Below are 19,164 nucleotides of genomic sequence, written 5' to 3'. Positions count from 1 at the left end.
GTGGCGCTCCCATGAAGAACCTGGCCCATAGCGCATCCTTTGATTCGGACGAAAAGTATGCACCATCAAAGCCTGGGATCAAACATCTAATCATGGTTGAAGGCCATGCTCGTACTGGTCCGCTATTCGTCCAAGCGGCCCAGCGTCTTGGTCTTCACCCAATTACGCTGTCGGCTGATCCAGCTCGGTACGACTATCTTGCGGCGGAGAGCATTGAGACAATCCGTGTCGACACAGACAGTCTCGAGGCACTGATCCACGAATGTTCCCGCCTGCGTGCCACCTATGACATTGCCGGCATAACTGCCGCCGAGGAGGAGGTCTATGCGACAGTTGGCAAGCTCTGCCGCTATTTCGATCTACCGGGACCGAACCCAGCGTCCATTGAACGATGCTGCGATAAGTTCGCTCAACGCCAGCTCCTTGCGGAGGCCGGCGTTCCAATGCCTGCTTATCGCTTAGCAGCGAATGAGACGGATGTACAAAGCTGTGCCGTTGAAATCGGCCTGCCGGTGATTCTTAAGCCAGCCGTAGGCACCGGCAGCAGCGGTGTCCGATTGTGCCGTAACGCCGATGAGGTGGCCGAACATTCGACTGTTCTGTTGGGTGGGAAGCACATATCAGTCTTCGCCGAAGGTACTTGTCGAAGAATTCGCACAAGGCTCATTCAATAGCGCTAACATAATGGGAAATGAGGTCATTGCGATTGCCGTCGCTGACTTCGGCTCCCCACCGCATTTCGTCTTTCGTGAGTGCATCCACCCGGCCCCGCTGACTCAGGACGAGTATAAGCGTATCGCCGATATTTCGCTTAGCTGTTTGCGAGCTGTCGGCCTTGGCTGGGGGGCCAACGGGCATTGAATTCCGGTGGACGACGCGTGGCCCAGTTGCCATTGAAGTCAATCCGCGTCTTGCGGGTGGGACCGATCCTCAACTGGTTCAGCTGGCTTACGGTCTCGATCTCATAACGGAACACATCAAGGTTGTTATCGGCGGCGAATGGGATTTGCGCAAAAGGCATTCGCACACTGCGGCCGTGCGGTACCTAATTCCTGATCGCGATGGCACCCTCGATTGGATCGATGGCGACAGTCGGGCGGCTGCTATATCAGGTGTTTCCGAGGTGAAGTTTTATGTTGACCCCAAGGCGCCGATCGTGAGGAAGGGCGATCACCGAGATCGCATCGGACATGTCATCGCTGCTTCACCCAACCATGCCCGGACCGAGGCGATACTTCGGCGTGCCGTCAACTTGATCAGTTGGTCGATCTCACCATTTCCGACCCTTGGTGAAGGAGGACAATCAGCAGCCCCTCACCTCCCCGCACCAGCGGATATCTTTTGTGATCAAAAATAGGGGGAGGAATGGGAAACGCCGATTGTTGGGGACAGTTGTCGGACCTGTCGGAGATCAGCTTACACCTACTCGACCCCAGTTCCACCACGGTAGAGGAACCAGTGTAGACGGCGGCTCCAATGCGGCGACGAAGGTCTTGGCGAGCTACGTAGCTGGGCTTCGCTTCGACGATCTACCGGCCGCGGTCGTCGATGCGACGAAACTTCTGATTCTCGACAATGTTGGCTGCGCGCTCGCTGGGTCCCAGACGATGATGGCGCCGGACTCAAGTATTATCTCGAGGCGATCGCTGGCGAACATGCAGTGACCGTATTCGGTAGCGTCCGCTCGCTTCCCGCTCCCCTCGCTGCTTGGGCGAACGCCTATGCCCTAACACTCTGAAGCTTCGACGATTCCTACGTGCGTCTCGCGCATCCCGGCGCCTCGATTATCCCCGGCGCGATCGCGGTCGCCGAAGAGCTCGGTAGCAGCGGTCGCAACCTCATCACCGCGGTCCTGGCAGGCTACGAGGTTCTCTCAGGATCGGGGCTGCGATCTGCCCGAGCTCGGCACGAGCAGCGCGCGTACTCGGGCTCGCCACTTGGCAGATCTTCGGCGCGGCCGTCACGGCCGCCCGTCTCCATGACCGGATCCGCATCACCGACGTGTTCGGGCTCCCGAGCCAGCACGCGCCGGTGCCTTTCCTGCGCAAGTTGCACGGCCGCCCTATGGGCTGGCTCAAGAACAACTACGGCTGGGCACCATGGGCGCGATTACGGCGGCAGCGCTTTCCGCCCGTGGCTTTGTCGGCAGCCGCGCCGTCCTCGACGGGGAGACCGGCTTCTGGATCGGCCGGCTCGGACCGCTGCGATCATGCGGAAATGACGCGCGGGCTCGGCGCCGAATACCGACTCCTCAACGTCGGCTTCAAGCCATACCGCTGCTGCCGCTGGGCCCACACCGCGCTTGATGCGCTCCGCCACCTCATCGCCGTACACGGGCTCGCAGCCGATAGTGTCGCAGCTGTCGAGGTCTGGACCTTCAGCGAGCTCGCGAACGACTTCTTTTGGCCCCTGGCCGCAGTCCCTCGTCGAGGCGCAGTTTGCTGGCGCTCGAACTCGCGGGCCGTTCCTCGGCGGGCGGATTGCCGAGCCTGGATCTCGACGATCCAGTCGTCCGCAGCATGGCCGGGCGCATCACGACTTCATCCCGATGGATGATGCTGCACGCCCGCGGGGTCAGTGAGGCCGACATCGTCTCGATCCTGGAGGACAATCCTCGACTGTTCAAGAGGTCTCGTATTCGTCGCGCAGAAGATTGCCCAATAGGTGCGCCGCACCCGAGCCTCTAGGTCCACGTAGCTGAACAGTTCGCCCGTCTGTCCGTCACCACCCCGCACGATTCACTCCCACCTCTTCGTGGTCAGAGTGAATCACGAACCTGAGACTGTCGCGAGCCCTTTTTCAACAGCCTGCTAGGACTGTAAACCGAATCGAGGCGATGTCTGTGTCGACCACTTGACGAATCAAAGCGAGATACTTGTCTCCGACAAGCCGACTATTCATGTATCCGCCATCATCGAAAACATGGACCAGGAATACCCTTGAGCGCAGCGCTTGCAAGGGGTATAGACCGCCCTTTATTCCTACAAGCGTCGTGAAAATCTGGATGCCATGGCCTCTGGTGTAAGCGTGCTCGACCATTTCGGCGCAATCCGAATTGAGCCAAGGCTCGGAGTATCGTGAAACTAGTGTCGACGGAAGTTGGTACGCGCGCCAGACATCGCTTGAAATCTTCAAGACGAAGATGCCTCACGTGAGAGACCACTCTTTGCCGATGGGCGAATTTGTCCTGCGGACAATAAGAACATCCGACGATGCAGCCGGTGATCGCCTTTCTTCTTGGTAAACCCAAATATTCAAGTAGAAGTTATTTATTTAATTCAGGCATATTTGGTTATTTCTCCCTATAATACAGGCCTATCGACTATTATTCCCGCGGATTTTCAATTTCATCAGCAAATATCCATCGGTCAAAATCTTCCAAGCGAACTCAGTCAGCTTCGCGTTGGGCGGCAATCAACCCCCGGCTACGTCGGTTTGCTGGGCGGCCCTCGCACCTAATTTGGGCGCCTCGCCGGCACGGCAGGACGGCGGAATCGCAATCTGTCGAGCGTCAGCCGTTGCGGAAGGTGTAGCTGTACCCGTTGATGGCCGGCGCGCCGCCGAGATGCGCGTAAAGCACCCTCGATCCCTCTGGAAAGAAGCCTTTCTGGACGAGGTCGATCATCCCTTTGCATGGATTTGCCCTCGTAGACGGGATCGGTAATTATACCCTCGAGCCGCGCACACAGGCGGATGGCCTGCTTCGTTGCCTCGGACGGAAGGCCGTAACCGGGAGCCGCGTACCCCTCGAGCAGCACCACGTCATCGTCCACGATTTCCATGCCAAGCTTGACGAGCTTCGCAGTATCCCGGGCAATGTTTAGCACCTGCGCCTTGGTTTGGGCGGGGGTGGCGGAGGCATCGATACCGAGCACGTTGCGCTGTCGACCGTCCTTGGCGAACCCGACGAGCATGCCGGCATGCGTCGAGCCCGTGACCGTGCAAACGACGATGTAGTCGAAGCCAAACTCAAGCTGTTTCTCCTGGGCGCGCACCTCCTCCGCGAACCCGACGTACCCAAGCCCGCCATATTTGTGAACTGAGGCCCCGGCCGGTATCGCGTAGGGCCTGCCGCCCCTTGACTTGACCTCATCGAGCGCCTGTTCCCAACTGCGGCGGATGCCGATATCGAAGCCCTTGTCGACAAGGCGCACCTCTGCTCCCATGATCCGGCTCAAGAGAATGTTGCCGACTCGGTCATAGACGGCGTCCTCATGGGGTACCCAGCTCTCCTGAACCAGGAGACATTTCATCCCGATCTTGGCGGCGACCGCGGCGACCATCCGCGTGTGGTTGGACTGCACGCCGCCGATGGAGACAAGCGTATCGGCATTTGACGCGATCGCGTCGGGGATGATGTACTCGAGCTTGCGCAGCTTGTTTCCGCCAAACGCGAGACCGGAGTTGCAGTCCTCGCGTTTGGCGTAGATTTCCACCCTGCCCCCCAGATGCTGGGAGAGGCGGTCGAGTTTCTCTATGGGCGTGGGTCCAAAGGTGAGCGGATAGCGTTCAAACTTTTCCAGCATGTTCTCTCCGGCAACACGCGATGGAGCTGAATTAGCCATTCACGAGTCTTTCTAGAGGTGTCTTTGATTTGACGTCATCTGCATTATCCGGCGCCAGAAAAATCCCATTACTATTTCCATCGCTCGTTCGTCATTGAGAGTTGCAACCGCACGCCGGCGTACTGCGAGGGGCTGCCCATGGGTATGGCATCCAAGAACTGCATCTCCTGGTTAACAAGAATGACCGGATTGCGGTCACCATGGACTTCTCAAGCACAGTATTCCTCCTAATCGTCTCTGGTCGATGTTTAGGTTGGTCCAAAATGGCGCCAACGTGAGCACTGACCTTGTCATGGCGCCTCAAGGCAGCAGCAGCGATATGGCCAGCATTTGATCGCGCTGGAGCAAATCTGCGGATTCATACGTTGCCTCATCAAGGTCCGGCGGCTCGGATCCAACTTCCTTGCAACTGCCGAAATGCTCAGCCATTTGGCCAGCTCGGCTAACGCAGCCAGACCGCCAGATCAGAAAGAGCACGCTTGCGAAATAGGCCAACTGAAGGAGCAGGGAACAAGCCAGGGTCGTGACGACTGCTGTGCCGATGGAATGAGAAGCGAAGTAGACAATGAGAGCGTTGCCGCACAGGACCAGCCCCATGACGCGACAAAAGGTTTTTAAGGACAACGCCATTCTCCTGGTTTTGTCTTCTCAGATCATGCTCCGACCTGGTCGGCTGCAATATGGGTCTGGCAGTTCTTCGGGCAGACGCGGGCGCAGGCTCCGCAGCCAATGCAGCGGCCAGGATGGTCGACGACCATGATCATGCGATTGAGCTCGCCATCGAAATCGTCGTCTTCGCCGTCGCAGGCGCCGAGGATTTCACCCGCGTCATCGACGCCGTAAAGATGCATGACCTCGCGCGAGCAGACTTTGAAACAGCGGCCGCAGCCGATGCAGGTCGTGCCGTCTATAGCGGTGAGATATTCCGGCATCCATCCGGAGCCGTCGCGGGTGGTGAATGTGCTCCTCATCGTAACTTCTTCATGGCAGCGAGCTCTCTCCTGGCACCATCCAACTCGGCAAAAACGGCCGACGCTCCCTCGGCAACTTCCTCTATCTCCGTCCATTTTCCCGGGAGATCCTCTGCAAGGTCGCGCAATTTCATCTTGGCAATTGCCGCGCGCAGCTGAAGCTTTCGGACTTTCGTTCCTATCTCATCCAGCTTTGACATAGATCCTTCCTCGAAATCGGTGTCTTCACGCCCGTGCCACGTCGCGATAGGCTTCAGTGGCTGCAGTCGCATCGTCGACCAGTTTCGTACCGGCCTCCGCGAGTTGCCGGAACTTATCGAAGCCGAACCGATGGACGTCTGGACAGAACGAGAGCTGCCCGACCGTGAAAAGCAATCGTCCGAAGCCCCCATGGGTTTTCATCTCCATCATTGGCGATGTCATCAGGCCGGAGCGCTCCTCGATCGCAAGCCCGACGGCCGTGTAGAACATATCGAGCCTCCACAGCACGTCCGGATCGGGATCGCCGATGATGGGGATCGCACGGCGCTGTTTTCTGGTGATGATGAAGTCGCCCAGCAGTTCGGCGTCCGATTTGCCTTCCCATGAGCAGAAGGCTAGAGCACGGATCAGCCGCACCAGGCATTTGACGAACGGGGTGGCAAGAGCCGCCTCGTCCTCGTTGACAGCCGGGCTGACCGCGGCATCAGACATTTCGCCTTCTCCTCATTTCAGTCCTCTTCCTCGAAGCACGATGTCTGTTTTCTGGGACGCCTACTTCGGGCACACTTGCGCAGCCGACGCATGGCTCGGCCCCGCTGATTCCACGCAATTGATGTCCCTCGGGCCGACCTTGAACCCGTCCTCGACTGCGAAGTCTTCCACGCGAATTCGCGTCGAACATCGCTTCCGCCGCAATGCGGGAGGCCATGAAGATTCGAGCCTCGATCCTGCTGCAAACGATCGACCAAGTGCTGCATGGACCTCCTTGCTGCGGTCACGCCAGGGAAATGGACGAAGTGGCCAGTAAGCCCTTTCGACCAATTACCCTTTTTTATCTTTCGGCCGACCGCGCTTTGGCACCTTCGGGAAACTGTTTTGCGCAGCGGCAAAGAGAGCGCAGCAACAAGCCTTCGCACCCCTGTACTTGGCGAGGGCCTGCAGCAAATCCGGCAGATGCTGCTCTTTCAATTCGGCCGGGATAGGCTCCGGACCGTCCAGCGACGTCAGTGCCAGTTCGACCAACTCGATCGCGCGATCATTGTTGCCGTTCTCGTGATAGTACCGGGCGACCGCGGGATAAGATCGGAACTTGGGACTGTCGCCTTGCGGGGGATTCAGCGCCAGGATGTGTTCGGACAGCTCCTTGCCCATCGCGAAGCGCTCAGCAGGGGGAAGGCGCGAATGGTCATTGGCCGGATGGAAAAGTTGGTCTAGCGCCGAAACTATCCAATCCTCGGAATTTTTGTCGATCGCGTCGCGAACCAACTGGCGCATCACGGGCAAGCCGGTCCACATGTCTTGTATTTTGTGAAGCAACAGATGTGCATGGGCCAGGCGGAAATTGAGGTCGTCCGGCATCAAGGCGATGCCCTCTTCGATCGCCCAGAGCGCCGTCTTCCAATCTTCCAGCTTCACCGCCGCCCAGAACCTGTCATCGATCGGCTTCTTCAGCGCTTGTCCGCGCGCCAGGGGTTCGCTTGTGGCAATTCGCTGCTGATCGGCGGCTTTCGCTTTGTTGCTGGTGGGCCAGCTGCCGTTGAACACTTTCGGCAAAACCTCACCGAGTTGGCTCGGATGACCGATAAAGGCGATGCAGCCGTCTCGGTCGACTACGAACGAGGTCGGAATCCCGACGCAAAAGCTGGGTTCCCTCCAAAGCTTCTTCATTTCGCCTGTGAAGTCGAACCCAATCCGATGATTCAGATCCGGGCACTTTTCGGCCAACCACGCGTCCAACTTGGTCCGGGCCTCGACGGCCGTTGGAGCGTCTTCATCAGCCGCGATCCCGACGACCTCAAGTCCGCTGTCCTTGTATTTCTCCTGTAGCTGCATCAGCTCGAGCATCTCCGCCGCAGATAGTTCGCACCAAGTTGCCCAAAATTCGACGATATAGACTTTGCCGGGCTGGAAGTCCGCAAGGGGCTCGCCACGCAGCCAGTCCTCCACTTGGATCGAAGGAGCCGGTGACCCCATCCGCAACATCACCTTGCCCTCCAAAGCAGTTGCCAAAGGTTGCGTGACCTTATGCGCAAGCTTGTTCCCCTTTTGAGACGGGGCACGAGGGTTCAAGGAAGGGAGAGCATTGTTCGTCTTGCGCATCTGCGTGCAGTCAGCCTTCACTCAGTGTTGCTGAATCTCAATTCGCAAAGGCCGTGCCAACGCGCTCAGCGTCCTGTAAACGCTTGATTATGCTTTGAAAAATTTCTGTGGCGCCCAAAATCGCCGGTTGTATTGGACGCGACATATTTTCCGCCACTGTCGGGTCTTGGACACGCATCACCCGCTTCCCGTCGGCGCAGAAGCGTGGCCACCGACGTCTCGACATATAGGGACGAGCAGATGCATGACCGCGTTGGCTACCGCCAGCCTCGTCATCATCGTCCGCCTCAAGCCTTGCTTGAGCTTCTTGTCGTTTCGGTCGCTCAGGTGGTAGCGCAACGCCATTGCGATTGCAGGCGCCGCTCCCTCCGAGCATCGCCTCTGCCCTACCTCTTCCGCTTTGCGCTTGAATTCCTGGTGGCGACGCCAGAGTTTCACGACGAAGCCGGTCATGTCCGGCTGCGTGTCGCGAATAACGCCAGACCGAGGAGGTGATCGTGCCGAAGAGAGCCGGGATCTGCCGGCATGTGCCGGGCCGGTGAACTCTCCCGGATTCCTGCTTTTGTTGTTCTGTATCCCTGTGCACAGGTCCCACAGGGACCGCCTGGTGCGAATGTGAGCGTTGTCGGAATCGGCCGGCCTCAAGGCCGCTAGATCGACACGCGACGGGCCAAGGCAGACTGAAAACGCCGAAGATGCGGCCCCCTCGCCCCGCTGACGGCTACCATCCCAGGCGATGACACGTGATTGATGCCGCCGTTCGCGCCGAGGCCGGCAAGAGCCCGACCGTCGGACTCGAAGGTCGGTGTCTTGGCCGCTGCACCGTCGTTCCGTGTTTCAGTTCCCGGCCAGTGGCGAAGGAAATCGTGATAACGCCAATCCGATGAGGCTACGGTCCGAACGCGGCCTGCCGCGCTGAAACGACTCTCTTTCTCGATCTGACGCCGACCCTAATATCGGCGTTTTGAGGCATTGAGGACGGCCTCGGCCCGGCCGTCGGTCTGCGCGTTACGCGACGAGCAGACCCCGAGCGCGCGTTAGAGGCGTCCGGGGAATGTCTTCGCGACGGCGCTTGCAAGTTGCTCATGAGCTTCGCGAAACCTGCTCGTTTGCGGCGACCTTCCTCCGACTTGGTATCAGGGTAGGTGACCAGCGGCGCTTTGAACAGCATCGGTGGCTACTTCAGAACCCGTCAGCGGGCCAAAAACAGCGGCAAAGGCGTGCCAACTATCCATCTTATCACGCTACCGGAGAGCCGCTCGCGCAACCAGCGGCTGCCATAAGCGCCCATGACGATCACGTCGGCAGACGTGTCGACTGCGTGCTGCGCTAGCACCGTGGGCACCGGTTTGCCGCGGCTCGCCAGCCGGTCGACCCAAACCCGAGCACCGTGCCGAGTGAGATAGGCAGCGATGTCGGCTCCCGGCTCGGCGCCGTTTCCGGTGCAGGTCGCCTCCGGATCGACGACTGCGACACGAACTTCCTCAGCACCGGCTAGCAGATGCAGCGCTTCTCGAATCGAACGGGACGCCTCGACTCGCGAATCCCAGCCGACCAGCACGCGCCGTGGAGACAGAGTAGCCTCAGCGCCCTCCGGTACGACAAGTACCGGCTTTCCGGTGTCGAACAAGCTGCCGTTGATAACAAGGGGTCCGAGACTGGTCTCGTTGAGAAGTGCGGGGCCGACGATTGTCAGGTCGGTGCAGAGCGCCCGCTGTCGCACCGCGTCACCGACGCCAGCCTTGTCGCAGTGTTCGGTGTCGACATCATAGCAGCGCCACGTGGCTCTCAGCACTTTGTGAATTTCCCTGCATGTCTTTTCCAGGTTGGCCATCTCCTGTGAAAATTGTTCCGGTGCGGCAATGTGGTGTGTGCGATGTCTAGACCACTCGGGGATGCCACCGCCCAAAGGCGGAGGGGACCCAATAAGCAGAGGCGACATCAGGAGTGGCGGAGGCGATATAATTAGTACGGAAAGATACGCGCCGACCTCGGCGCACAAGCGAGCAGCTATTGCGACGTCCTGATCGGAATGGTCAGCTCCCGTCACACTGAGTATTTTCTTGAAGGCCATCTGACTGCTTCCCCCTGAGATGTCGGGCCCGTAGCGCGTTTCGAACCGCAAGACTTGCCTTCGAACGAAGACGGAGAGTGGCACACCATCCGTTCGCGATTCAGTCGTCCAGCTTCTCGAGCGAGTAGCCGGCAGACCTGACAGTACGAATGACGCTACCTGGCGAGGCCGCCTTCAGCGCCTTTCTGATCCGGCTGATATGGACGTCGACAGTGCGTTCACCGACATGGATGTTGTCCGGCCAGGCCGCGTCGATCAGCTCGTCTCGGCTGAAGACCTTGCCGGGAGCCTCAAGAAATTGCCGCAGCAGGTTGAATTCGAGAGGTCCGAGGTGGATGTCGTGGCCATTGCCGCGAACTCGGTGGGCATCGAGCTTCATCTCAAGGCTGCCGCAGCAGAGCCAGCTGCCATTTTCGATCCCGTTTGAACCCGGCTTCGGTAGCGCCAGCTTCGTGCGTAGATAGTCGAGCAGCATCGCCGGCGTGAAGGGCCGCACAAAGCTCTCGTCAATACCTGCCTTCAAGAGATCGAGCTGCTGGTTTTCGGCGCCGGGCGCGATCAGCGCAATAACCAGCAGGCCTCTGTTCCGGAACTCCGCCTTGAGCTGGGCACAGATGGTAGACCCTGTCGAGCTTGCCGGCTGGCAGTCCAGCACCACGGCCTGCGGCTCCCGTTCACTGGCTAATGCCAGCGCTTCCTCCACGCTTCTGGCCAGTTCAATCCTGAAGCCATCCACCCCCAGAATGTGGCTGTAGTACAGATACAACTCCGCATCTTGCGAACAGATCAGTACCCCTGGCTTCATCAGCGCTACCCCAAGAACCACATCGGCCTGGACCGCCTCAATTGAGAGGGCTGGCCACCGCATGTCCTCAAGACCTGACATGATCCCCTCGATCGAAAGTCGGTTGCATCACGCCCGCGCCACCTCGGGATGAGCCTCAATGGCTGCGGTGGCATCGCCGGCCAGTTTGGTACCGGCCGCGGCGAGCTTCCAGAACGTCTCGAAACCGAACCGGTGGACGTCGCGCAGGGTCTTTGACAGAACGACCAACCGCCCGGCTGTGAAGAGCACGCGCCCGAAGCCCTCATGGCTCATCTCCATCATCGGCGATGCCATCAGGCCCGTGCGCTCCTCAATCGCAAGCCCGACGGCGGTGTAGAACTTATCGAGCCTCCACAGCACGTCCGGATCGGGATCGCCGATGATTGGAATTGCACGGCGCTGTTCCCTGGTGATGATGAAGTCGCCCAGCAGCTCGGCGTCCGATTTGCCTTCCCATGACCCGTGGGAATCATTGGCACGGATCAACCGCACGAGGCATTTGACGAACGGGGTGGCAAGGGCCGCCTCGTCCTCGGTGGCGGCAGGGCTAACAGCGGCTTCAAACATTTCGGCTACTCCTCATTTCAGCCCTCGTCCTCGAAGGAGGGTTTCTGTTCAGCGACACCTGCCTGCGCCAGCACCTTGCGCAGCCAAGGGGGAGGACACGTCCTGAGCATCATCTGCGTGCGCAACAGCACCTCTTGGATGGTCTCGGGCTGCGGCACTTTGACCGGATGGATCTTTGCGGAAACAAGTTTGGCTGCCGAAGGTCCGCCGATCGCCAGACAAAACAGGAGATGACAGCCCTTCAGCGCCTCCACCTTCGGGGTGATGCGGTCATCGCCCCCAGTTCGGTGCTTCCCGCTCTCGTCGGAAACGTCATCGAAGGCCACGGCCTCGACGAGATTCCACTCCTCGCGTCCCACGTCGTAGACAACAAAGCATCTGGCCGAACCGAAATGGGCGTTGAGGCTCTTCATGTCCTGCGTGGCGATCGCCACGCGCAATGCGCCGGCTTGGCGTTCTTGCGTCGGTGCGTGAACCTCGTCAGTGACGAGCGAAAGGCGACGAACGGAGCTCATCTGACATTTCTCGCTTACGGAGTGGATCAAGCGCCTCAGGCGTCGGCGCGTGCCGGTTGGCTTCAAAAATGTTGGCAACCTCGAAGATCAGGTCGCGGGTCCCCTGGTAGAGGATTGTGAGCTTGTGCTGGCTGCCGAGCCGGTCGAAGATCGGGAAGCCGACCCGCATGAGCGGAATGCCGAGGCGCTGCGCCGCCTGGCGACCGTGGGAATGAGTGACGAGAAGATCAGCGCCGGCGCCAAGAGCTTCCAAATCGCCGAGATCGCCGATTTGAACCGACTGCGCCGGTACTTCCTCCAAAATTTTTGACATGTCGGTCGTGGTGACCGCCGCCGCGATTTCGGAGCCCATGCCGATGAAGAAGCTCGCGAGTTGGTAGAGTTGGTCTGGTTCAGCAGCGATCGCAATTTTCTTGCCTCCAAAATGGAAATGTCCGTCGAGCAACGCGTCCTGCAACTGCGCCCGGCGACGGCGCACCCCAGCCGGCGCTGCCGCGCCCGAAACTGCGGACAGCAGCGAGACGAACCGGTCGGCGTCCTTCAGTCCAGTCAGCGACCGGAACAGCACGTAAGGCACGCCGGTCAACCTCTGCAGCAGCTCGGCCGGGCGGCGCATATGCTCACCGATGACGATGCATTGCTCGGCCGTGCCAAGCTCACGGATATCCTCGACACTGGTGCCGCCATAGGTGGTCGTGACCCAGCGGTCGGGCACCGTACCGTCGAGCGAGCCGGAGACGTCCGGCAGAATCACCGGCTTCAGTCCAAAGCTTTCAACCATCTCACGCAAATGCTCGATATCAGCCACAGTGAGGTTCCAGCCAGGCAGGATCACGATCTTCTTCGACTGCCGCGCCTGCTCGCCGGGCCGCGTAATCCTTTCGATCATCGCGGTGACAGCCTTGGCCCAGCCCTCTTCGATCGCGCCATCGAAATCCGGTGTGTTGGCTAGCACCACCTCCGTACCCGCGAGTTCTTCCCTGCGCTTCAGCCTGATATTGGCGATATCGCCTGCGCAGTCTTCGCCCCGGGTTTCCACCAGCGCCGTCGTGCAGACCCCGATCAGTGTGGGCTTTGTGCGGGCCTTCAGGTTGAGGATCGCCTCTTCCAGATGGTCTGCCCCGCCGAGGATCGTCGCCACCTCGTCCATCGCCGTTGTCTGCAGGGGGATGGCTTCCTTGAAATGCCGCACGAAGAGCACGAGCGCGAAGCTGGTGCACCCCTGGCTGCCGTGGAACAACGGCATCGCGCCGTCGACGCCAAGAAAGGCCAAGGCGGCACCCAAGGGCTGCGATGACTTCAGCGGATTGACCGCCGCCGCTTTGGTCTGGGGAAGGATGCGGACCATCGGCTCTCCTCAACACTCGCCGAAATCACCGGCCGTCGTGCCGGCAAATTCCTGGACAACATGCAAGGTCGCGGTCTCGCTTTTCGTGCGCGGCAGTTCCTGCCTCACCGCAGGCTGGCAATCCCATGGTGCCGGTTCCCGCACCTGGCGCCAGATCGGGTTATGAATAGCGAGGTCGATCTGGCGTACGAGCTCCACCATGCCGTGATAGCCGGCGTAAGGATGTTGGCGCTCCTGGTTGATATCGAGCCAGGGTGTCTTGGCCTTCAGGGCGATGAACTGCGTGCGCCCGCCCGACAGCATGATATCGGCCTTGTGTTCCGAGAGCATGGCGTGAAGCTCGCGCGGAGCCATCTGCTCGAACATGTGGTTGTCGTCCTTGAGGATCTGCTTGATGCGCTCCTTGTCTTCGACGGTCGACTTCTTGACAGAGGTGCCGACGATCTCGATGCCGATCTCCATCAGCGCATGTACGACCGACCAGGACTTCACGCCGCCGGTGTTGAGCATCACGCGCTTGCCTTCGAGCCGCGGCCGGTAGGCGGCTAGCTTCTTCCAGGCGATCGCCTCTTCCTCTGCAATCAATACCTCGGTGCGGCCGAGGATCTCCGGATCAGCACCCTGCTTGACGAGCAGCTCAGCTATGTTCCGGAGTGCATCCGAGGTATCGGTGATGCCGTAGAAGGAGCCCTCGAAAAACGGGATGCCCCAGCGCTGCTCCATCTTGCGGGCCAGATTGATGAGCGCGGTCGAGCACACCATCATAGCCGCCCGGGCGCGGTGCGCGCCGGCAATGTCGAGGTAACGTGCGTCACCCGGAATGCAGGCGCGCACCCGGATCCCTAGCCGATCAAGGAGCGGTTTCACCAGCCAGAATTCGCCCGAGAGGTTGAATTCGCCAAGAATGTTGATGTCGTAAGGGCCGGCATCGTCGGGCTCGACCGTGCCGATGACATGCTCGAGCAACGCCTCGCCGGCAAGCTTGTTGCCGAGATTCTTGGAGCCGACGAAGCCCGGCGCATTGACCGACACAACGGCCAAGCCGAACTTTTCCGCCGCGCGCTTGCAGACAGCCTCGATGTCGTCGCCGATCAGCGCCGTCACGCAGGTCGAATAGACGAAGATCGCCGGCGGCCCATACGCTTCCTTGATCTCGCGGATCGCTTTGAAAAGCTTCCGCTCGCCCCGCCCCATCACAACATCGAGTTCGGTGAGGTCGGTCGTGAAGCTTGTGCGCCACAGCGTTGGCCCGGACGAAGCCGCACCGCGGTTGTCCCAGGAATTGCCCTCGCAGGCGAGCGGCGCATGGATCAAATGCGCAACGTCGGTGATCGGCTGCAGCACGATCTTGGCGCCATCGAAGGCACAGCCGCCGGCCGCCGCCCCGGGGGTCAGTGGCTTCGAACAGCCCTCCTTGCGCGCCCTGGCATCCTTGCCGCGGTTCTTTTCGCAGGCAGGCTCGTTGAAGACATCCTGGATTTTGGCTCTGAGCAAGGACATTGCGTCGGTCTCCAAAGTCCCTCGGGAAGACGACCGGCTAAAGCCGACCGTCACGCTTAGCGGGTGAGGTCATACGAATAGTCCGTCACGCCCGTCTCGCTTGTCTCGCGATCGAGCTTGTCGAAGATCTTGTCGAGGATCGTCGTCAGGACGCGCAACCCGCCTTGGTAGCCCATAAGCGCAAACCGATGGTGATGGTGGCGGTCGAAGATCGGAAACGTCAGCCGGATCAGCGGCGTGCCCGTGTCGCGCTCCAGATACTTGCCATAGGAGTTGCCGATCAGCAGGTCCACCGGCTCGGTGAAGAGCAGCGAGCGCATCGCCCAGAGGTCCTTGCCCGCCCAGACTTGAGCACCGTTGCCGAAGGGCGATGATGCAAGCAGCGCCTTCAACTCCGCTTCCCATGCCGAGGTGCCGTTGGTGGCGAGGCAATGGGTGGGCTCGCCGCCCGTCTCCATGATGAAGCGGGCCATGGCATAGACAAAGTCCGGATCGCCGTAGATGGCGTATTTCTTACCGTGCAGCCAGGATTGGCTGTCCGCCATGGCGTCAACAAGTCGGCCGCGCTCCAGGCGGATTGCCTCGGGGATTTGCTTGCCGGAAATCGCGGAGACCTCCATCAGCAAGTCGTCGGTCGCCTGGACTCCAAGCGGGTAATGAAACGAGGCAGTCGCCTGCCCTACCCCCTCGCAATACTCCAGTGTTTTTCGGGTGTTGTAATGCTGTAGCGAAAGTGTCGCCTCGGCGTTGAGCGCCTTCCTCACGTCTTCGATCTTGGTGCCGCCGTCGTACATGCGGTATTCGCCGTCCGACGGCGTGTCGAACTGGTCAGAGGCGTCTTGGATGAAGGTATAGGACACGCCTATCAGATCGAGCAGGCGCTTGAGTTCCCGGTTGTTGCCGACACAGAACCCGTCGAAGCCCGGAATGATGTTGATGGTTCCCTCGGCTTCCGTTCGCTCCTCGCCCTTCCAGAAATGCTCCAAAATCCCCTTGAGCGTGACGTCGTAGCCATCGACGTGACTGCCGACGAAGGCCGGCGTATGGGCGAAGGGGACGTCGAAGTCGCGCGGGACCGAGCCTTCGTCCTTGGCGTTCTCGATGAAGCTGTGCAGGTCGTCGCCAATGACTTCCGCCATACAAGTGGTGGAGACGGCGATCATCTTCGGGTCGTAAAGTTGGTACGTGTTGGCGAGCCCATCGACCAGGTTCTTCAGGCCACCGAACACTGCCGCGTCCTCGGTCATCGAGGAGGAAACTGCCGAAGCAGGCTCCTTGAAATGGCGCGACAGGTGCGAGCGGTAGTAGGCCACGCAGCCCTGGCTGCCGTGGACGAAGGACATGGTTCGCTCGAAGCCTGCGGCCGCGAACACCGCGCCGAGCGGCTGGCAGGCCTTGGCGGGGTTCACGACAAGGGCTTCGCGAGCAAGGTTCTTTTCGCGGTATTCCCACGTCTTGGTGAATTCGCCTTGGTCGGTAACGATCTGGTCCGGGTGAGGACATTCGAAATTCAGCCTCTTCTCGGCGAGCATCTGCCTGTATTCCGGCTCGCGGAACAGGGGCGCGTGGTCGAGAACTTTTTCAGCCGACTGCGGCATGGGTGGTTACCTCTTTTCCACCTGGCCCGCCATACGGCGGCACAGGGACGTCGAAACGTTTTCAGGTCTCCCGCGGACAAAGGCCACAGGCGTTCACGGCCTCCCGGCTTCCGGGAGGCCAGGTTTTCATTCGGCTGCGATCGCCGCCGACGGCTCGGCTTTTTTCTTCCAGGGGGCGTCGTAGAGGTTCCAGACCGGGTTGTTGATGGCCAGATCCATATCGCGGGCGAAGATGGCGAAGCCGTCGTAGCCGTGATACGGGCCGGAATAATCCCAGGAATGCATTTGACGGAACGGTATGCCCATCTTCTGGACCGGGTACTTTTCTTTGATGCCGGAGCCCACGAGATCAGGACGGATCCCTTCGATGAACTTCTCCAGCTCGTAACCAGTCACGTCGTCATAGATCAGGGTGCCCTTCTTCACGTAATGGCCGGTGCGCTGATAGTCGTCGTTATGGCCAAATTCGTAGCCAGTGCCGACGATCACCATGCCCAGGTCCTCATATGCCGTGACGACGTGACGGGGGCGCAGCCCGCCGACATAGAGCATCACCGTCCTGCCTTCGAGGCGCGGCCGGTACTTGGCGATTACGGCATCGACCAACGGCCGGTATTTGGCGATGACCACCTCGGCCTTGGCCTCGATTTCCGGCCCGAAGTGCTTGGCTATCTTGCGCAGAGAGGCTTCGGTCTGGGAGGGGCCGAAGAAATTGTACTCCATCCAGGCGATGCCATACTTTTCCTCCATGTGCCGGCAGATGTAGTTCATCGACCTGTAGCAATGGATGAGATTTAGCTTCGCCTTTGGCGCTCGCTCTATTTCGGCCAGCGTAGCGTCGCCCGACCAGTTGCCGACCACGCGCAGACCCATCTCCTCGAGCAGGATGCGCGAAGCCCAGGCGTCGCCGCCGATATTATAGTCGCCGACCACATTGACATCGTACGGGCCAGCCTCGAACTCGATGTCCTTCTTCTCGAACACCCAGTCGCGGATCGCGTCGTTGGCGATGTGGTGGCCGAGGGATTGCGAGACGCCGCGGAAGCCCTCGCAGCGCACCGGCACGATTGTCTTCTCGTGCTCCTTGGCCTTGTTGCGGGACACAGCTTCGGTGTCGTCGCCAATCAGCCCGATCGGGCATTCGGATTGCACAGTCATGCCCTTGTTCAGCGGAAACAGTTCCTCGATCTCGTCGATGATCCGTTCCAGCTTCTTGTCGCCGCCGAAAACAATGTCCTTCTCCTGGAAATCGGAGGTGAACTGCATCGTGACGAATGTGTCGATGCCGGTCGTGCCGACGTAGTAGTTTCGGCGTTGCGACCAGGAATATTGTCCGCAGCCGACCGGGCCGTGGGAGATATGGACCATATCCTTGACTGGACCCCACACCACGCCTTTCGAGCCGGCATACGCGCAGCCGCGAATCGTCATCACGCCGGGGATGGACTTGATGTTCGATTTGACCTCGCATTCGGAAAGGACCTCGCTTTCCTCGCCAGCCTCGTCGCCGCTCCTTGCGACGCTGAGGTGCTTTTTGCGGCGCTTCGCCGACTTGTCAGGATATTGCGACAGCACTTCCTCGATAAGCCTCGCATGGAGGCCACCGTCATTCTCGTATTCCAGGCTCATGGGACCCCTTTCAAGGTTCAGGGTGACGCCTCACCGACGAGGCGCCGTTCTTTGAAAGACGCACCAGGTCAGGCGGCGCCTCATGTCGGCAGCGGTCGCTACTGTGCGGCCGCCTTAGCCGCTTCCTTGACCTGAAGCTCGGCAAGCATCTGCTCGTCCGTCTTCATGATGCCGAAGTCGAGCAGCATGTCCTCGAGCTCCTCCATGGTGATTGGGGTGGGGATGGTGCCCTGGCCCGAATTCCCGTGGATCTTCTCGGCCAGCGCCCTGTATTCCCCGGCCTGCTTGGAGTCCGGCGCATACTGAATGACAGACATCTTCCTGAGCTCGGCGTGCTGGACGATGTTGTCGCGCGGCACGAAGTGGATAAGCTTGGAATTGAGCCTGGAAGCCAGCGCTTCGGCGAGGTCGAGCTCGCGATCGGTTTGGCGCTCGTTGCAGATCAGGCCGCCGAGCCGCACGCCGCCCGAATGGGCGTATTTCAGGATGCCCTTGGCGATGTTGTTGGCGGCATAGAGCGCCATCATCTCGCCGGACATGACGATATAGATTTCCTGGGCCTTGTTCTCGCGGATCGGCATCGCGAAACCGCCACACACCACATCCCCGAGCACGTCGTAGGAGACATAGTCGACATCGTCGTAGGCGCCGTTCTCCTCGAGGAAGTTGATCGAGGTGATCACGCCGCGGCCGGCGCAGCCGACACCTGGCTCGGGTCCGCCCGACTCCACGCATTTGATGCCTTTGTAGCCGACCTTGAGCACGTCCGCGAGTTCCAGGTCTTCCACCGAACCTTCCTCTGCCGCGAGATGCAGGACCGTATCCTGCGCCTTCGCGTTCAGGATCAGGCGGGTGGAGTCGGCTTTGGGGTCGCAGCCGACAATGAGGATTCTCTGCCCGAGGTCGACCAGGGCGGCGAGCGTATTTTGGGAGGTGGTGGACTTGCCGATGCCGCCCTTGCCGTAAAAGGCGATCTGACGCAAACCTGACATGTAGCTTTCCTTCCTTCGTTCCCATTCATCGCGGCTGCCGCGACTTGAATGCCGGTCGGGCAGCTGTAGCCGCCTCGCACCTAAGGATCTCAAGACTCATGCCAATTTGGCTGATCCAACCGAAGAATAATTTCATGGTTGCTTTTCAGGGGTTTAGCTTGAGTTCCAAGAAAGGATCGTCGGAACAGCCCGTGTAGCGGACGCGACATTGGCGACACAAAGCGTCGGATCGCGATCCTCAGTCACCGAATTCGTTTGCACCGCGTCGTTATATTGAA

17 protein-coding genes and 3 pseudogenes are annotated in these 19,164 nt (G+C 60.0%); 4 read left to right on the top strand and 16 right to left on the bottom strand.

What is annotated here, in order from left to right:
- Positions 1 to 92: 92 nt before the first annotated feature.
- The 4 genes and pseudogenes from NKH97_RS22300 to NKH97_RS22285 all read left to right on the top strand — a co-directional run bounded on the left by NKH97_RS22300 (position 93) and on the right by NKH97_RS22285 (position 2,687).
- Positions 93 to 1,357, top strand: a pseudogene (locus NKH97_RS22300) (ATP-grasp domain-containing protein).
- Complete coding sequence (locus NKH97_RS22295) at positions 1,290 to 1,664, top strand: MmgE/PrpD family protein (protein WP_352798803.1); 375 nt, start codon at positions 1,290 to 1,292, stop codon at positions 1,662 to 1,664. Before NKH97_RS22300 ends, NKH97_RS22295 begins: the two are co-directional and overlap by 68 nt.
- Positions 1,665 to 1,753: 89 nt before the next feature.
- Positions 1,754 to 2,221 (top strand): annotated as a pseudogene (locus tag NKH97_RS22290) (MmgE/PrpD family protein); the annotation flags it as partial.
- Positions 2,222 to 2,438: 217 nt separating this feature from the next.
- Positions 2,439 to 2,687, top strand: coding sequence for a hypothetical protein (locus NKH97_RS22285; RefSeq protein WP_352798813.1), 249 nt, complete (start codon positions 2,439 to 2,441; stop codon positions 2,685 to 2,687).
- A gap of 824 nt (positions 2,688 to 3,511) precedes the next feature.
- Here the strand turns inward: NKH97_RS22285 and NKH97_RS22280 are convergent.
- The 16 genes and pseudogenes from NKH97_RS22280 to nifH all read right to left on the bottom strand — a co-directional run bounded on the left by NKH97_RS22280 (position 3,512) and on the right by nifH (position 18,886).
- A pseudogene (locus NKH97_RS22280) lies at positions 3,512 to 4,526 on the bottom strand (1-aminocyclopropane-1-carboxylate deaminase).
- 339 nt (positions 4,527 to 4,865) lie between these two features.
- Entirely contained in the window at positions 4,866 to 5,195 is a 330-nt protein-coding gene (locus tag NKH97_RS22275) for an exopolysaccharide production repressor protein (protein ID WP_352798802.1), read from the bottom strand.
- A gap of 23 nt (positions 5,196 to 5,218) precedes the next feature.
- Positions 5,219 to 5,536 carry a ferredoxin III, nif-specific gene (fdxB, locus tag NKH97_RS22270; RefSeq protein WP_352798801.1) on the bottom strand — a complete coding sequence of 106 codons (318 nt, stop codon included), beginning with the start codon at positions 5,534 to 5,536 and terminating at the stop codon, positions 5,219 to 5,221.
- Positions 5,533 to 5,736 (bottom strand): CCE_0567 family metalloprotein, encoded by a 204-nt coding sequence (locus NKH97_RS22265; protein ID WP_352798800.1) that lies wholly within the window; start codon positions 5,734 to 5,736, stop codon positions 5,533 to 5,535. The genes fdxB and NKH97_RS22265 overlap by 4 nt, the downstream gene beginning before the upstream one ends.
- A gap of 25 nt (positions 5,737 to 5,761) precedes the next feature.
- Positions 5,762 to 6,229 carry a NifX-associated nitrogen fixation protein gene (locus NKH97_RS22260; RefSeq protein ID WP_352798799.1) on the bottom strand — a complete coding sequence of 156 codons (468 nt, stop codon included), beginning with the start codon at positions 6,227 to 6,229 and terminating at the stop codon, positions 5,762 to 5,764.
- A gap of 330 nt (positions 6,230 to 6,559) precedes the next feature.
- Positions 6,560 to 7,720: a TlpA disulfide reductase family protein gene (locus NKH97_RS22255; RefSeq protein ID WP_352798811.1), complete on the bottom strand. Its 1,161-nt coding sequence runs from the start codon at positions 7,718 to 7,720 to the stop codon at positions 6,560 to 6,562.
- Between the two features lie 294 nt (positions 7,721 to 8,014).
- Positions 8,015 to 8,290 carry a hypothetical protein gene (locus tag NKH97_RS22250; RefSeq protein ID WP_352798798.1) on the bottom strand — a complete coding sequence of 92 codons (276 nt, stop codon included), beginning with the start codon at positions 8,288 to 8,290 and terminating at the stop codon, positions 8,015 to 8,017.
- A gap of 739 nt (positions 8,291 to 9,029) precedes the next feature.
- Positions 9,030 to 9,632, bottom strand: coding sequence for a universal stress protein (locus NKH97_RS22245; protein ID WP_352798797.1), 603 nt, complete (start codon positions 9,630 to 9,632; stop codon positions 9,030 to 9,032).
- A 379-nt stretch (positions 9,633 to 10,011) separates the two neighbouring features.
- Entirely contained in the window at positions 10,012 to 10,797 is a 786-nt protein-coding gene (locus NKH97_RS22240; protein WP_352798796.1) for a response regulator transcription factor, read from the bottom strand.
- Between the two features lie 27 nt (positions 10,798 to 10,824).
- Positions 10,825 to 11,304, bottom strand: a complete 480-nt coding sequence (locus NKH97_RS22235) for a NifX-associated nitrogen fixation protein (protein WP_352653334.1) — start codon at positions 11,302 to 11,304, stop codon at positions 10,825 to 10,827.
- Between the two features lie 17 nt (positions 11,305 to 11,321).
- Positions 11,322 to 11,819 (bottom strand): nitrogen fixation protein NifX, encoded by a 498-nt coding sequence (nifX, locus tag NKH97_RS22230; protein ID WP_352798795.1) that lies wholly within the window; start codon positions 11,817 to 11,819, stop codon positions 11,322 to 11,324.
- The gene (gene nifN, locus NKH97_RS22225) at positions 11,785 to 13,167 is read right to left on the bottom strand and encodes a nitrogenase iron-molybdenum cofactor biosynthesis protein NifN (protein WP_352798794.1); all 1,383 of its coding nucleotides are present in this window, start codon (positions 13,165 to 13,167) and stop codon (positions 11,785 to 11,787) included. The genes nifX and nifN overlap by 35 nt, the downstream gene beginning before the upstream one ends.
- 9 nt (positions 13,168 to 13,176) lie before the next feature.
- On the bottom strand, positions 13,177 to 14,667 hold the full coding sequence (gene nifE / locus NKH97_RS22220) for a nitrogenase iron-molybdenum cofactor biosynthesis protein NifE (RefSeq protein ID WP_352798793.1): 1,491 nt from the start codon (positions 14,665 to 14,667) through the stop codon (positions 13,177 to 13,179).
- Between the two features lie 56 nt (positions 14,668 to 14,723).
- Positions 14,724 to 16,265 (bottom strand): nitrogenase molybdenum-iron protein subunit beta, encoded by a 1,542-nt coding sequence (gene nifK, locus NKH97_RS22215; RefSeq protein WP_352798792.1) that lies wholly within the window; start codon positions 16,263 to 16,265, stop codon positions 14,724 to 14,726.
- Positions 16,266 to 16,391: 126 nt separating this feature from the next.
- On the bottom strand, positions 16,392 to 17,894 hold the full coding sequence (gene nifD, locus NKH97_RS22210; protein ID WP_352798791.1) for a nitrogenase molybdenum-iron protein alpha chain: 1,503 nt from the start codon (positions 17,892 to 17,894) through the stop codon (positions 16,392 to 16,394).
- 98 nt (positions 17,895 to 17,992) lie between these two features.
- Positions 17,993 to 18,886: a nitrogenase iron protein gene (nifH, locus tag NKH97_RS22205; protein WP_023706403.1), complete on the bottom strand. Its 894-nt coding sequence runs from the start codon at positions 18,884 to 18,886 to the stop codon at positions 17,993 to 17,995.
- Positions 18,887 to 19,164: the final 278 nt, after the last annotated feature.

The organism is Mesorhizobium sp. M0870, from assembly GCF_040319775.1.
Lineage (GTDB): Bacteria > Pseudomonadota > Alphaproteobacteria > Rhizobiales > Rhizobiaceae > Mesorhizobium.
The sequence above is the reverse complement of the archived record's forward strand: the minus strand, read 5'-3'. Positions and strand labels throughout refer to the sequence as shown.

Bases quoted from the DNA above. Each gene is read 5' to 3' on its own strand.
- NKH97_RS22275 (WP_352798802.1), bottom strand. From the start codon at position 5,195: ATGGCGTTGTCCTTAAAAACCTTTTGTCGCGTCATGGGGCTGGTCCTG.
- fdxB (WP_352798801.1), bottom strand. From the start codon at position 5,536: ATGAGGAGCACATTCACCACCCGCGACGGCTCCGGATGGATGCCGGAA.
- NKH97_RS22265 (WP_352798800.1), bottom strand. From the start codon at position 5,736: ATGTCAAAGCTGGATGAGATAGGAACGAAAGTCCGAAAGCTTCAGCTG.
- NKH97_RS22260 (WP_352798799.1), bottom strand. From the start codon at position 6,229: ATGTCTGATGCCGCGGTCAGCCCGGCTGTCAACGAGGACGAGGCGGCT.
- NKH97_RS22255 (WP_352798811.1), bottom strand. From the start codon at position 7,720: ATGTTGCGGATGGGGTCACCGGCTCCTTCGATCCAAGTGGAGGACTGG.
- NKH97_RS22250 (WP_352798798.1), bottom strand. From the start codon at position 8,290: ATGACCGGCTTCGTCGTGAAACTCTGGCGTCGCCACCAGGAATTCAAG.
- NKH97_RS22240 (WP_352798796.1), bottom strand. From the start codon at position 10,797: ATGTCAGGTCTTGAGGACATGCGGTGGCCAGCCCTCTCAATTGAGGCG.
- NKH97_RS22235 (WP_352653334.1), bottom strand. From the start codon at position 11,304: ATGTTTGAAGCCGCTGTTAGCCCTGCCGCCACCGAGGACGAGGCGGCC.
- nifX (WP_352798795.1), bottom strand. From the start codon at position 11,819: ATGAGCTCCGTTCGTCGCCTTTCGCTCGTCACTGACGAGGTTCACGCA.
- nifN (WP_352798794.1), bottom strand. From the start codon at position 13,167: ATGGTCCGCATCCTTCCCCAGACCAAAGCGGCGGCGGTCAATCCGCTG.
- nifE (WP_352798793.1), bottom strand. From the start codon at position 14,667: ATGTCCTTGCTCAGAGCCAAAATCCAGGATGTCTTCAACGAGCCTGCC.
- nifK (WP_352798792.1), bottom strand. From the start codon at position 16,265: ATGCCGCAGTCGGCTGAAAAAGTTCTCGACCACGCGCCCCTGTTCCGC.
- nifD (WP_352798791.1), bottom strand. From the start codon at position 17,894: ATGAGCCTGGAATACGAGAATGACGGTGGCCTCCATGCGAGGCTTATC.
- nifH (WP_023706403.1), bottom strand. From the start codon at position 18,886: ATGTCAGGTTTGCGTCAGATCGCCTTTTACGGCAAGGGCGGCATCGGC.